Annotated in this window: 13 protein-coding genes and 1 pseudogene; 12 read left to right on the top strand and 2 right to left on the bottom strand. The window is 67.6% G+C overall.

Going from position 1 to position 13,200, the window contains the following annotated elements; translation table 11 throughout:
* Window positions 1-58 precede the first annotated feature (58 nt).
* Window positions 59-829 (top strand): L,D-transpeptidase, encoded by a 771-nt coding sequence (locus tag EDE12_RS19435; RefSeq protein ID WP_026599236.1) that lies wholly within the window; start codon window positions 59-61, stop codon window positions 827-829.
* On the opposite strand, the gene EDE12_RS19430 is transcribed toward EDE12_RS19435, so the two are convergent.
* Window positions 830-1,120 carry a phosphopantetheine-binding protein gene (locus EDE12_RS19430; protein WP_026599237.1) on the bottom strand — a complete coding sequence of 97 codons (291 nt, stop codon included), beginning with the start codon at window positions 1,118-1,120 and terminating at the stop codon, window positions 830-832.
* Window positions 1,121-1,334: 214 nt separating this feature from the next.
* Here EDE12_RS19430 and egtB point away from each other — a divergent pair, with 214 nt between their 5' ends.
* The 11 genes from egtB to EDE12_RS19375 all read left to right on the top strand — a co-directional run bounded on the left by egtB (window position 1,335) and on the right by EDE12_RS19375 (window position 12,812).
* On the top strand, window positions 1,335-2,666 hold the full coding sequence (gene egtB, locus EDE12_RS19425) for an ergothioneine biosynthesis protein EgtB (protein ID WP_026599238.1): 1,332 nt from the start codon (window positions 1,335-1,337) through the stop codon (window positions 2,664-2,666).
* Complete coding sequence (gene egtD, locus EDE12_RS19420; RefSeq protein ID WP_026599239.1) at window positions 2,663-3,625, top strand: L-histidine N(alpha)-methyltransferase; 963 nt, start codon at window positions 2,663-2,665, stop codon at window positions 3,623-3,625. Before egtB ends, egtD begins: the two co-directional genes overlap by 4 nt.
* A 57-nt stretch (window positions 3,626-3,682) precedes the next feature.
* Window positions 3,683-3,952, top strand: a complete 270-nt coding sequence (locus EDE12_RS19415; protein ID WP_024880855.1) for a type II toxin-antitoxin system ParD family antitoxin — start codon at window positions 3,683-3,685, stop codon at window positions 3,950-3,952.
* Window positions 3,953-3,957: 5 nt separating this feature from the next.
* A complete protein-coding gene (locus tag EDE12_RS19410) occupies window positions 3,958-4,263 on the top strand; it encodes a type II toxin-antitoxin system RelE/ParE family toxin (protein WP_024880856.1) in 306 nt (101 codons plus the stop codon).
* A 165-nt stretch (window positions 4,264-4,428) separates the two neighbouring features.
* Window positions 4,429-6,225 carry an alpha/beta fold hydrolase gene (locus EDE12_RS19405; RefSeq protein ID WP_084768566.1) on the top strand — a complete coding sequence of 599 codons (1,797 nt, stop codon included), beginning with the start codon at window positions 4,429-4,431 and terminating at the stop codon, window positions 6,223-6,225.
* Between the two features lie 69 nt (window positions 6,226-6,294).
* Window positions 6,295-6,987 carry a Crp/Fnr family transcriptional regulator gene (locus tag EDE12_RS19400; protein ID WP_051465447.1) on the top strand — a complete coding sequence of 231 codons (693 nt, stop codon included), beginning with the start codon at window positions 6,295-6,297 and terminating at the stop codon, window positions 6,985-6,987.
* A 102-nt stretch (window positions 6,988-7,089) separates the two neighbouring features.
* The gene (locus EDE12_RS22145; protein WP_024880859.1) at window positions 7,090-7,557 is read left to right on the top strand and encodes a hypothetical protein; all 468 of its coding nucleotides are present in this window, start codon (window positions 7,090-7,092) and stop codon (window positions 7,555-7,557) included.
* A 77-nt stretch (window positions 7,558-7,634) separates the two neighbouring features.
* Window positions 7,635-8,966: a tetratricopeptide repeat protein gene (locus EDE12_RS19390; protein WP_245275802.1), complete on the top strand. Its 1,332-nt coding sequence runs from the start codon at window positions 7,635-7,637 to the stop codon at window positions 8,964-8,966.
* Between the two features lie 13 nt (window positions 8,967-8,979).
* Entirely contained in the window at window positions 8,980-9,849 is an 870-nt protein-coding gene (locus EDE12_RS19385) for a FecR family protein (protein ID WP_084768567.1), read from the top strand.
* A 39-nt stretch (window positions 9,850-9,888) separates the two neighbouring features.
* Entirely contained in the window at window positions 9,889-12,123 is a 2,235-nt protein-coding gene (locus EDE12_RS19380) for an adenylate/guanylate cyclase domain-containing protein (RefSeq protein WP_036291113.1), read from the top strand.
* Window positions 12,120-12,812, top strand: coding sequence for a hypothetical protein (locus EDE12_RS19375; RefSeq protein ID WP_024880863.1), 693 nt, complete (start codon window positions 12,120-12,122; stop codon window positions 12,810-12,812). The genes EDE12_RS19380 and EDE12_RS19375 overlap by 4 nt, the downstream gene beginning before the upstream one ends.
* Window positions 12,813-12,891: 79 nt before the next feature.
* On the opposite strand, the pseudogene EDE12_RS19370 reads toward EDE12_RS19375, so the two are convergent.
* A pseudogene (locus EDE12_RS19370) lies at window positions 12,892-13,200 on the bottom strand (cell division protein FtsH); the annotation flags it as partial.

The raw sequence follows: 13,200 nt of genomic DNA, 5'->3' as shown, positions 1-13,200 counted from the left end.
CCGCTTTTCGCCTTTTTCGTCGTCGACAAAGACCGTCGGAATCGATCGGATACACGTCATGTCGCTTCGTCTGCGTCTCGTCCTCGGCGTCGCCGCTCTGCTCGCCAATGCGGGCTCTGCGACCGCGCAATATTATTTCTGGCCGGAGTCGACCCAGAACGGCGCGGCGGCCGATCCCGACGCCGAGGCGCAGCCGCGCCGCCAGCGCGCGCGCGCCAATTGGCCGTTCGACGAGGAACGCCGCGAAGCCCCGCGAGCGCGCGCCAGGGAAAATCGCGAGCGTGACGATCGCGACCGGGACCGCCTCGCCGCCCTGCCGCCCGACGCCGACCCGAATTACTCGACGCCGATCGACTATGACGACGACGTCGACATGCGGCAGACGCGGCGCCGTTTCATAGGCGACCCCACCGCAGAGGACCCCGGCACGCTGACGATCGACACGCGCGCACGGCGTCTCTATCTCTCGCTCGAGGATGGCAAGGCGGTGGAATATGCGATCGGCGTCGGCCGCACGGGCTTCGCCTGGAAGGGCGAGGCGAAGATCGGCCGCAAAGCCTTCTGGCCGGGCTGGACGCCGCCGCCGGAAATGCTGGAGCGCCGCCCCGATCTGCCCGAGCATATGGACGGCGGGCTGAAAAATCCGCTCGGCGCGCGGGCGCTGTATCTGTTTCAGGGGCAGAAGGATACTTTGTTCCGCATTCACGGAACCAATGAGCCGGAGAGCATCGGACGCGCGGTGTCTTCCGGCTGCATCCGCATGCTCAATGCGGATGTGATCGATCTCTATAAGCGCGTCGCCAAAGGCGCCCGCGTCGTGGTGCGATGATCACGCCGCCCGCTGGCGCGCCTCGGCCTGGAGCAGATCGCCGATGAGCGCGGCGATCGTCCCCATGGTCGCCATGCTGCGACGCTGCAGCATGGACTTGGGAAACTCCACATCGAGCGTGGCCTCGAGCCACAGCATCACCTGAATGGCGCAGAAGGGCGAGAGCCCGGCGGCGTAGAGATCGGCCTCGGCGGAAAGGCTCGCCGCGGCGACCGGCAGACTGCCCTTGGCGTCCATGGCGCGGCGGATGATCTCGATCGACGTTTCGCTGTTCTTGATTTCGGTCTTCACGGCCCCGTCCCCTCGCTTCGCGCTCTCGTCTCGTCGAGCGTGAGAGAAGCATAGGACGCGCCATCCAGAGCGGCTGTGCGCCTGCGCACGAGCCTTGCCGCGAGCCTTGCCGCGAGCGAGGCTGTCGCCGATTGCCGACGCACCGGCGCGGCCTATATGGCCGGCTGTTCGACGGCGCCGAAAAAGGCGCGACCTTTGCCCAGGATGAGAGCCGATGGCGACGCGGCCGATGGCGCGACCGGATTTGGCTTCGCCTCCACATGGCGACCCTCCCCTCGAGACGTCTTCCCTCGAGACTTGCCGCGCCCGGCTCGCGGCGACGCGCGCGCGCACTCTGGCGCTCGCCGCGCCGCTCGGCCCCGAGGATATGGCGGCGCAGGCGATCGAGGAAGCGAGCCCCACAAAGTGGCATCTCGCCCATACGAGCTGGTTCTTCGAGAGCTTCGTGCTGGCGCGCTTTCTGCCCGGCTATCGCCTCTTCGATCCCGCTTTCGGCTATTGCTTCAACTCCTATTACGAGGGCGCCGGCGCCAGGCAGCCGCGGCCGCGACGCGGCCTGCTGAGCCAGCCTTCGATCGAGCGCGTCATGGCCTATCGCCGCCATGTCGAGGAGGCGCTGGAGCGGCTCTTCGACTCCGGCCTCGCGCCGCAGAGCGAGGCGGCGAGGCTGCTGGAGCTCGGCCTGCAGCATGAGCAGCAGCATCAGGAGCTGATCCTCAGCGATATTCTCGCGCTCTTCGCCGCCAATCCGCTGCGGCCGGCCTATCGCGCCGCGCCGCCGCGCGCCCTTTGCAGCGCGCCGGAGCCGCTGCGCTGGATCGGCTACGCGGGCGGAATCGTGCGCATCGGAAGCGACGCCAACACGGATTTCGCCTTCGACAATGAGGCGCCGCGCCATGACGCGCTGATTCATCCTTTCGAGATCGCCGATCGGCCGGTGACCAACGCCGAATGGCTGGAGTTCATCGAGGACGGCGGCTATGGCGATCCCGCCTTCTGGCTCTTCGACGGCTGGGAGACCATCCAGCGCGAGGGCTGGGAGGCGCCGGCCTATTGGGAGCGGCGCGGCGGCCTCTGGCTCGCCATGACGCTGGAAGGATTGCGGCCGCTGGAGCCCGCCGCCCCTGTCGTCCATGTGAGCTTCTATGAGGCAGACGCTTTCGCCCGCTGGGCCGGCGCACGCCTGCCCACCGAATTCGAATGGGAGGCGGTGGCGCAGCAGGAGGCGGTCACCGGCAATCTGCTCGAGGACGGCGCGCTACGTCCGCTGCCGCCGGCGGAGACATTCCAGGGCCATGCGCGCCAGCTCTTCGGCGACGTGTGGGAGTGGACGTGCAGCGCCTATCTCCCCTACCCCGCCTATCGCCGGCCGGCCGGCGCCATAGGCGAATACAACGCCAAATTCATGTGCGACCAGCATGTGCTGCGTGGCGGCTGCTGCGCGACGCCGCAGAGCCATATTCGCGCGAGCTATCGCAACTTCCTCTATGCGCGCCAACGCTGGCTCTTCGCCGGCCTGCGCCTCGCCAGGGATGTCGGCCGATGACCAATGATATCGATCGCGCGGAGCCAGCCGCGCCGAAGGGCCACGGCTTCGCCGCAGATGTGCTCGACGGTCTCTCACGGGCCGAGAAGCGCCTTTCCTGCCTCTATTTCTACGATGCGGTGGGCAGCGAATTATTCGACGAGATCACGCGTCTGCCGGATTATTATCCGACGCGCGTCGAGACGGACATACTCGCCGCGCATGGCGAGGAGATGCTCGACGGCGCCGGAGAGGACGCAGCGCTGGTCGAGTTCGGCTCCGGCTCCAGCCGCAAGACCGAAATTCTGCTCGAGAGCGCGCCGCGCCTCGCGGTCTATGCGCCGATCGACGTCTGCGCCAGCGCGCTGGAGAAAGCGCGCGCACGTCTTTCCGCACGTTTCCCGCATTTGCGCGTCTGCCCCATCGTCGCCGATTTCTCGCGGCCGGCGCCGCTCCCCGCCGCGCTCGCCGATCGACGCCGCATCGGCTTCTTCCCCGGCTCGACGATCGGCAATTTCACGCCGGACGAAGCGCGCGCATTGCTGCTGGCCATGCGCGTATTGCTCGGGCCGGGCGGCCGGCTCATCGTCGGCGTCGATCTGAAGAAGGACCCGTCGCGGCTCATCGCCGCCTATAATGACGCGCATGGCGTGACGGCGGCCTTCAATCTCAATCTCCTCGCGCGCATAAATCGCGAGCTCGGCGGCGGCTTCGATCTCTCGGGCTTCGGCCATCAGGCGATCTATGACGCGCGCGCCGGCCGCATAGAGATGCGCCTCGTCAGCCGCCGCCGCCAGACGGCGAAGATCGGCGGCCGCGACTTCGCCTTCTCGCGCGGCGAGGCGATCCATACGGAAGATTGCTACAAATATGGCGTGGACGAGTTTCGCGTCACGGCGAGCGACGCCGGCTGGGCGCCCGGCCGCGTATGGACGGATGCGGAGGCGCTGTTCAGCGTGCATGAGCTGCGGGCGCTGTAGGGAGAGATAGCCGCGGCCGCGCGGCTCTGCTAAGCTCCGAGCTTCGGAGAATCCACCATGGCCGCCAAGCAGCAATTCAGCGTCACCTTGCCGCCCGACATGGCCGAGGTCGTGGAAGAAAAGCTGCGCCGCGGCGAATACGATTCGGCGAGCGCATTGATGAGCGAGGGCGTGCAGGCTCTGCTGGACCGTGATGCTTCGCTCGAGACATGGCTACGCGATGTCGTCGTCCCCGGCCATGCGGAATATCTCGCCGACCCCTCCAGGGCCGTTCCGGCCGAAGAATTGCTCGCACGGATAAAGGCGCGGCGCGCAGCGGGGCGATAGCTCGCGTGACGAAGGTCGTCTTCACGCCCGCGGCGGAGCGCGAGGTCGATCGTCTGCACGCCTGGATTTCTGACCGGGCGGGCGAAAGCGTCGCCGACGCCTTCATCCTGCGAATCGTCGCCTATTGCCAGGGATTCTCCACCTTCCCCGAGCGAGGGCGAAGGCGTGACGATCTCTTGCCCGGCTTGCGGACGATCGGCTTCGAACGCCGCGTCACCATCGCATTCATCATAGATCGGGACGTCGTCTCGATCGAAGGCGGTTTCTATCGGGGACGCGACATAGAGACGAGATTTGCCCGCGAGCAATGACAGAATGCGGCTTCGACGCCGTTTCCCTAAGCGCGGCAGATCGCGCATGGCGCATCCCCGACTCGCGGTATAAATTTCCACGGTCTCTGCGGGACGCCGCGCGCGGTCATTAGCATTTCATGAAATAGGCGACATAAGCCCTCACCTCCACAGGAGCGACCGCGGATGAACATCGTCTCCCCCACCGTCATTTCGCCGCCGCTCGCAGAAGCGACGCCGCGGGAGATCGACCGTAGCGGCGAAATCCCCTCCTTCGACACGCTGGATCGCGCCGCCCGCGCCTTCACGGCGCGCATCACGCATGGCGTCTCGCCGCTGGCGCAAATGTCGGCCTGGCTCGATTGGGCGACGCATCTGACACGCGCGCCAGGGCGGCAGATCGAATTATCGCTCGCCGCCATGCAGGACGCCGCCAGATACGCGCACTTCGTCGCTCATGCGGCGCGCGGCGAGACCGTCGCGGCGCCCTTCGCGCCCGCGCCTTTCGACAAGCGTTTCGACGATCCCGCCTGGGACGCGCCACCTTTCGCCTTTTGGAAGCAGGGTTTTCTCGCGAGCGAGCATTGGTGGCGGCAGGCGACGCGCGAGGCGCGCGGCATGACGCCCAATGACGCCGCGCGCGTCGCCTTCATGGCGCAGCAATGGCTGGCGCTGTTCTCGCCCTCCAACGCCTTCTGGCTCAATCCCACGGTCATCGACCGCACGATGAAGGAAGGCGGCGCCAATCTCCTGCGCGGCGCGGAAAATTTCATCGAGGACTATACACGCGCGCTTCTGAACACGCCCAATGGCGGCAATGGCTTTCGCGTCGGAATCGATGTGGCGGCGACGCCGGGCGAGGTGATCTTCCGCAATGAGCTGATCGAGCTCATCCAATACGGCCCCTCGACCGAGACCGTCCACGCCGAGCCGATATTGATCGTGCCGGCCTGGATCATGAAATATTACGTGCTCGATCTGCGGCCGCAGAATTCGCTGGCGCGTTATCTCGTCGCGCAGGGCTTTACCGTCTTCATGATCTCCTGGCGCAATCCGACGCCGGAAGATCGCGATCTCTCCTTCGACGATTATCGCGTCTCCGGCGTGCTCGCCGCGCTGAATGCGATCGACGCCGTGCTGCCCGGCCGCAAGGTCCACGGCTGCGGCTATTGCCTCGGCGGCACGCTGCTCTCCATCGCCGCGGCGGCGATGGCGCGCGATCACGACGAGCGTCTCGCCAGCCTCACTCTGCTCGCCGCGCAGACCGATTTCAGCGAGCCCGGCGAGCTGATGCTGTTCGTCGATGCGGCGCAAGTGGCGTTTTTGGAAGACATGATGTGGGACCAGGGCGTGCTCGACACGCGGCAGATGGCGGGCGCCTTCGCTGCGCTGCGCTCCAATGAGCTGGTCTGGGCCAAGGCGGTGCGCGAATATCTGCTCGGCGAGCGGCAGAAGCCCAATGATCTGATGGCCTGGAGCGCCGATCAGACGCGAATGCCCTATCGCATGCATTCGCAATATTTGCGCGGCCTGTTCCTCGAGAACCGCCTCACCGCCGGCCGCTACGCCGTGGAGGGCGAGGTGGTGGCGCTGAAGGATATTTCCGCGCCAATGTTCGTCATCGGCACGGAGACCGACCATATCGCGCCCTGGCGCTCCGTGTATAAGGTCCATCTCTTCACCGACAATGAGCTGACCTTCGCGCTCACCACCGGCGGCCATAACGCCGGAGTGGTCTCGGAGCCCGGCCGTCGCGGCCGCTCCTATCATGTCGGCCTGCGCCCGGCGGGCGGCCACTATGTCTCCGCCGACAAATGGCTGGCCGCGGCGCGGCGGGAGGAAGGCTCCTGGTGGCCGCTCTGGGCGGAATGGCTCGCCGCGCGCGGCTCGGCGGGGCGCGTTTCGCCGCCGCCCATGGGAGCGGCGATGCAGGGTTTCGCGCCGCTCTGCGCCGCGCCTGGAAACTATGTCCACGAACAGTGAGCGCTTTCCCCTCGACGCGCGGCGAAATACTCGTCAAAGTGCGATTGTGGCTCTGGGCGGGGCGATACCGTGTCGAATTCTTTGTTACGCATTGCTTATTTCGAGGGGCTCGACCCCGCCGAGGCGGAGCGGATCGCCCGCAAATGCATTTGGCGGCGCGTCGATGAGCGCGAGCTCGTCGTCGATTACGACGACCGCTCGACCGACGTCTATTTCATCGTCTCCGGCGATCTGCGCGTGCTCATCCGCACGCCGGCGGGCAAGGAGGTCATTCTCTGCGACCTCCATCCCGGCCAGATTTTCGGGGAGATGGCGGCGATCGACGGCGCGGAGCGCTCGGCCAATGTCTCGGCTCTGACAAAATCCGAGCTGTGCATCATGCCGTCGAGCGTGTTCAAAACCGTGCTGTTCAGCCAGCCGGCGGTCTGCGAGAAGGTGCTGCGCCTGCTGACGAAGCGCATTCGCGATCTCAACTCGCGTCTGTTCGAGCGCTCCGTGCTCGATCTGCGCCACCGGCTCTATGCCGAGCTGCTGCGTCTCGCTCTGCCGCGCAAGGGCCATGAGGGCCAGTCGATCATCTCGCCGCCGCCGCTGCAGCACGATCTCGCCGCGCGCATCGGCTGCCGGCGCGAGCAGGTCAATCGCGAGGTGCAGGCGATGATCCACGAGGGCCTCGCCGAGAAGATTCGCGGCGGGCTGGTGCTGCTGCGCCCCTCGACGCTGGAGCAGCGTCTGACCGCCTGCCTCGAGCAGGCCGGCTGAGTCCCGATCTCTGTGCGTTCTCGCACAGAAACACGGCGGCGCGCCGCTTAGTGTGGCGAGGCTCGCCCCATGCGAGCATTCGACCCGCTAGACGAGCCCGCAATGTCCTTCGCCCTCATTCCGCTTTCCCGATGCGCCGCGCTCTGCGGGCTCGGCCCCCATGAGATGATCGACGGCGCGACGCCCTCGCCTTTTCATCAGTCACTCTATGAGAGCTATCTGATGCTCTGCGATCGCGGCGCGGATTTCGTCCGTGATCTCATCGTTTCCGACATGCGCAGGGCGCTCGACATCGGCGCGACCCGGCTCGCCGCGGAATTGCTGCTGGTGCTCCGGCGCTTCCTCGCGGTTCCGCGCGGCGCTCCGCGCTTCCGGGCGACGCCGCCGGACGCGATGGCGCTCGACGCGGCCCTCGGCGTCATCGAGAGGCTCGCGGCGATGCGTCCCGCGTCCAGCTCGTCGCGTCTCTCCCGATCCGGTCTCGCGCAGGGCGGCCAGCGACAACCGAGAGGTTATTCCGTGGCGCGCCGAGGCGTGGCTTGCGCCCGGCTGCGATTCGAGTCAGCTTGACCGCGCCTTCGGCGAAATTTCTTTTTCTTTCCGCGCCATTGCCGGCGCCGACGAATTTCGCGAGGGGCGGGGCCGTGGTGGATTTGTTTCGACAGACGACTTTGACGGCCGTCCTGCTGTGCGGGGCCATCGTCGCAGGGCCGGCGGCGGCGGAGCCAGAAGAGCGCGCGGAACAGACGCGCCTGTCCGACCATTTGCGGCGGCATCCGACCGACTATGCCGCGACCTATCGTTACGTGCTGATCTCGCGCGATCTCGGCGACCATGAGGCGGCCATTGGCGCGCTGGAGCGCCTCCTCGCCTTCGATCCGTCGCTGGCGCGAGCGCGCAAGGAGCTGGGCCTGCTCTACGCCCGCCTCGGCGCCTATCAGACCGCCGCGCTGCATTTGCGCGCCGCGCTCGAGGCGCCCGATCTCGATCCCGCGCAAAAGGCGCAGATCGAGGCCGTGCTGCCGGATGTCGAGCGGCAGACCGAATCGAGCCGCTGGTCGGCGCGGCTGCAGACGGGACTGCGCTCGCAGTCCAACGCCTCCTTCTTTCCGACCGATGGGCTGTTCATGGTCGGCGGCGTCGGCGTGCTGTCGCCTGCGCCGCGCCGCGCCGATTTCAACGCATTCGAGCGCGTCGACATCGCCAATGACACGGATCTCGACGCCGCGCGCTCGGCGCAGCTGGAGACACGCTTCAAGGGCTACGCCACGCAGCAATTCCATCTGGCGAGCTATAATGTCGGGGTCTTTGGCCTCTCCGCCGGGCCGCGCTTCGCGCTCGAGGAGAATTTTCTCCCCGGCGCCAGCGTCAAGCCCTATGTCACCGGCCTCACCTCTTATGTCGGCGGCGGCAATTTCCTCAATTCCGGCGGCGCCGGCGTCGTCGCGCGGCTGCCACTCGCCGGCGCGGCGCTCACCCTCGAGCCCGGCGTCGAATATCGCTATCTCGGCGTCTCCATCGGCGGCCCCTTCGCCTCGCTGAGCGCCATCTCCACCGGCAGCGCCGTCACCGCCTCGATCGGGACGATCTGGCGTCATTCCGACGCGCTGCGGCTGGAGACGCGCGCCTCCTTCACGCGCCACAACGCCGATCTGCGCTCGCAATCCTTCGACGAGATCGACGCGCAGGCGCTGGCGCGGATCGATTTCGATCCGCCTTTCGCCGCGCTCGGCCTCAAATGGTCGATCGCGCCCTATGGCCGCATTTTCCAGCTCGCCTTCGACGCCGTCGATCCGATGGTCGATCCCTGGCGGCCGCGCCGCGATGTCGGCTGGGCGGCGGGCGTGCTGGTGGAGGCGCCGGTCACGCGCGAGATCGGCCTCTCGGCCGCTTTCGAATACGCCCGCAACGAGTCCAACCTGCCGAATTTCCGCACGGATAATCTTTCCGTATGGTTCGGCCCCGTCGCGCGATTCTGAAGGAGGAGCCCCGATGTCCAGAATGGCGCAGAGAATCGCTATAGCGGCCCTGCTCACGGCGACCGCCTCCGGCGCCCTGGCCGAGGCCGTCGGCAATGTCGGCGCGGTCAATCAGAGCGCGAAGAGCGCGCCTCCCGGAGCGCCGGCCCGACCGCTGACGCTGGGCGCCGATATCGTCGATCGCGAGCGCGTCGAGACCGGCGCGGAGGGCGGCGCGCAAATCGTCTTCCGCGATTCCTCCACTTTGTCGATCGGCCGCAGCAGCCAGGTGACGATCGACCGTTTCGTCTATTCGGGCGGCGGCGGCGAGCAGGCCGTGTCCATGGCCAAGGGCGCGCTGCGCTTCGTCGGCGGCGGCGTCAGCCATGGCGGCGGCGCCGAGCTGCGCATCCCTTCGGCGACGATCGGCGTGCGCGGCGGCGCGGCGCTGATCGCGCTCGACGAGCCGGGCTGCGGCGCGCTCGTCATCAATCAGTACGGCGTGCTGACCATCGCCGCGCGAGGCGCGGCCCGCAGTCTGTCGCGCCCAGGCGTCGGCCTGTGCGTCTCCGCCGAGGGCGAGCTGGGCGAGCCCGCCCTCTTCGGCATCGAGACGATCCGCCGGCTGACCGCCCGGCTGGCGAGCGGCCCCGGTCAGCACGCCGGGGCGAAGCGCGCGCCGTCGGCGCAGGAGGCCGAGCTCGGATTGGACGACGCCCGCCCGCCGCTCGGCCTCGCCGCCATCGATCAGCAGCCGGGGCTCGAGACTCTGAGCCCGTTCTGGACGGGGCAGGCGCTGGCGCGCAGCAAGGCGAGCGTCCATCATCAGCCCCTGCCGCCGACCGAGCCGAGCGAGGACTACTATTATTACGCCCCGCCCGATCCCGGCGGCCCGGTTCTATAAGCGATCTGACGAAGACTCGTTCCGAGAAGGGAGGCGCGATTGAAACGGTCGCGGCAACGCAGGCCGGCCTATCTCCTCGCGACGGCCGCAGCGGCGCTCGGCATCGTCGCGATCGGCCGGCTGCAGCCGCCGGCGCTGGACGATCTGCGCAATTTCGTCTTCGACTCGTTTCAGCGCCTCGCTCCGCGCCCTTATGATCCCGGCCTTCCCGTGCGCGTGATCGCGGTGGACGAGGAGAGCCTCGCCGCCTTCGGCCAATGGCCGTGGCCGCGCACGCGGCTCGCCGCGCTCGTCGATAAGCTCGCCGAAGCGGGCGCGGCGGCCGTCGCCTTCGATATCGTCTTCGCCGAGACGGATCAGACGAGCCTCGATCATTATGCGCAACGCCTGCCGGACGGTCCCGCCAAGACGCAGATCGCCGCCATCGCCGCCGACGCCATTCCCAATGACCAGATTTTCGCGCGATCCATCGCCGCCGCGCCGGCGGCGCTCGGCCTCACCCTCTCCGGCGCCGGGCAAAAGCGAGCGCCGCCGCAAAAGGCGGGCGTCGCCATCGCCGGCGACGATCCTTCCGCCTTCCTCGCCGAATTCCCCGCCGCCGTCGCGCCGATCGCGGAGCTGGCGGCGGCGGCGCGCGGCCTCGGCGCGACCAATTGGGCGCCCGATCGCGATGGCGTCGTGCGCCGCATTCCGCTGCTCGCCATAGGACCCGGCGGCGGCGTCACGCCCTCCCTCGCTCTAGAGGCGCTGCGCGTCGCCCAGGGCGCCTCGACGATCATCGTCCGCTCCTCCAACGCCAGCGGCGAGACCGCATTCGGACGCCAGACAGGCGTCAATGCGGTCAAGGTCGGCGCCTTCGAGATCGCCGTCGGCGCCGCAGCGGACATTCGCCCGCGCTATGGCGCCGAGGCGCCTCGGCGTCTCGTCTCGGCGGCCGCGATTCTCGAGGATCGCGCCCCGCGCGACGAGATCGACGGGCGCATCCTCTTCATCGGCACCACCGCCGTCGGCCTCGGCGATATTCGCGCGACGCCGTTGCAGCCGACCATTCCCGGCGTCGAAATTCATGCGCAGATTCTCGAATCGCTGCTCTCGGGCGCGCTGCTGTCGCGGCCCGATTGGGCCAATGGCCTCGAGCTCGTCGTCGCCGGCGCCGCTTTCATCCTCATCGCTGCGCTGCTGCCGCTGGTCACGCCTTTGATTTCGGCGCTCGCCGCGACCGGCTTGATCGGCGCGCTCTTCGCAGCGTCTTTCCTCGCCTTCGATCGCTACGGCCTGCTCGTCGACGCCGCTTTCCCCAGCCTCTCGGTCGCGCTCGCCTATGGCGTCGGCGCTGTAGCGTTATGGCGCCAGGATCAAGCCGCGCGGCGCCATGTGCATATGGCATTCGGTAAATTCATCGCGCCCGCCGTCGTCGAAGGCCTCGTCGAGCATCCAGAGCGGCTGGTGCTCGGCGGCGAGACGCGCGAGCTCACCGTGCTGTTCTCCGATCTGCGCGATTTTTCGACCATCTCCGAGGGACTGAGCGCGCAAGAGCTCACACATTTCATGAACGCCTATCTGACGCCGATGACCGACGCCATTCTCGATCGCGAGGGCACGGTCGACAAATATATCGGCGACGCCATCATGGCGTTCTGGAACGCGCCGCTCGATATCGCCGATCATCCGCGCAAGGCCATTCGCGCCGCGCTCGAGATGCGCGCGGCGATGACGCGCTTCAACGGCGAGCGCGCGGCCGAGGCCGGGCGCGAAGGACGCGCCTATCGGAAGGCGGCGATGGGCATAGGACTCAATCTGGGGCCGTGCAGCGTCGGCAATATGGGCTCGACGCGACGCTTCGACTATTCGATCCTCGGCGACGTGGTGAACCTCACATCGCGGCTCGAAGGACTGTGTAAATGGTTTCGCGTGGATATTCTCGTTTCCGGCGATTTGCGTGACGCCGCCGCTGATTTCGCCTGGCTCGATCTCGGCGCGGCGCAAGTCGTCGGACGCTCGACGCCGACGCGCATCTACGCGCTCGCCGGCGACGAGAACTTTGCGGCGAGCGAAGCCTTCGTGGCGTGGCGTGACGATCATGTGACGATGATGCGCTATCATGCCGAATGGGACTTCGCCCGCGCCCGCGTCGCGGCGGCGGATTTGAAGGCGTCGGTCGAACCGCATTGGAGTGGTTGCTATATGGCTATGGAACAGCGGCTCGCGGCTCTCGAGGCGGCTCCGCCGGCGAGGACTGGAGGCGCGCCCTTTTGGAAGATGGACAGCAAATGACGGGCGCGACAGTGGAAAACGCGGATGAGACGCGCAGGCTGCGCTATTGGCGGCAAATCGCGGAGGCGCATGAGCCGGGCGCCTATCAGGCGCTCGACGAAGCCTATCGCCAGCCGCATCGCGCCTATCACAGCTGGGCGCATATAGACGAGCTGCTGACAGGGCTCGAGCGTTTCGATTCGCTCGCCACGCGGCCCGATCTCATCGCCGCCGCCATCTTCTGGCACGACGCCGTGCATCTGGCGCGCGATCCGGATGGAAAGACGCGGCTCGACCGGCAGAATGTGCGCGACAGCGTCTCGGCCTTCCGCCGCCACACGGTTCTCACGGGCGGCGAGGCGCAGGCCGTCGAAGATCTGGTGATGGCGACCTCCGATCACGCGCGCGCGCGCGCGACGACGGAGCATTACGCCGGCTTCTCCGGCGATCTCGATCTCTTCGTCGATCTCGATCTCAGCCCGCTCGCCGCGCCTTGGGAAATCTTCGCCGCCAACACGCAGAAGATTCGCTCGGAATCCATCGGCGTCGAGGAGGCCGAATTCGCCGCCAATCAAGCGAAGATGCTGGAGGGGCTGGCGCAGGGCGACAGGCCGGTGTTTCGCCGCGCGGAGACGCGCGCGGCATGGGACGCGACCGCGCGCGTCAATCTCGCGCGCTGCATCGCCGGGCTACGCGCGGCGGGGCGCTGACGCAAAAAGCGCCATCGAGAGGCGCGAAAAAAAGAAAGCCCGGCTCGCGCCGGGCTTTTTTGCTTTCGAGGAAATCCGATCAGACCGGATGCGGCTCCAGCCCATCGGCGTCCGGCTCCGGCGAGGGACGCGCGCCGGCCGTCGGCACGGGCGAGGGACGCGCGGGCGGCGCCGCCGGCGGCACATCCTCGCGCACCGGTATCTTGCCTTGCAGCAGGCCGATCAGCTCGTCGCCGGTCAGCGTCTCGAACTCGAGCAGGCCATTGGCCAGAACGTCGAGATCGGCGCGCTTCTCGGTGAGGATGCGCTTGGCGTCGTCATAGCCTTCCTGCACCAGACGCCGCACCTCCGAGTCGATCGTCTGCTGCGTCGCCTCGGAGAGCGTCTG

It is taken from the genome of Methylosinus sp. sav-2, from assembly GCF_004366495.1.
Lineage (GTDB): Bacteria > Pseudomonadota > Alphaproteobacteria > Rhizobiales > Beijerinckiaceae > Methylosinus.
The sequence above is the reverse complement of the archived record's forward strand: the minus strand, read 5'-3'. Positions and strand labels throughout refer to the sequence as shown.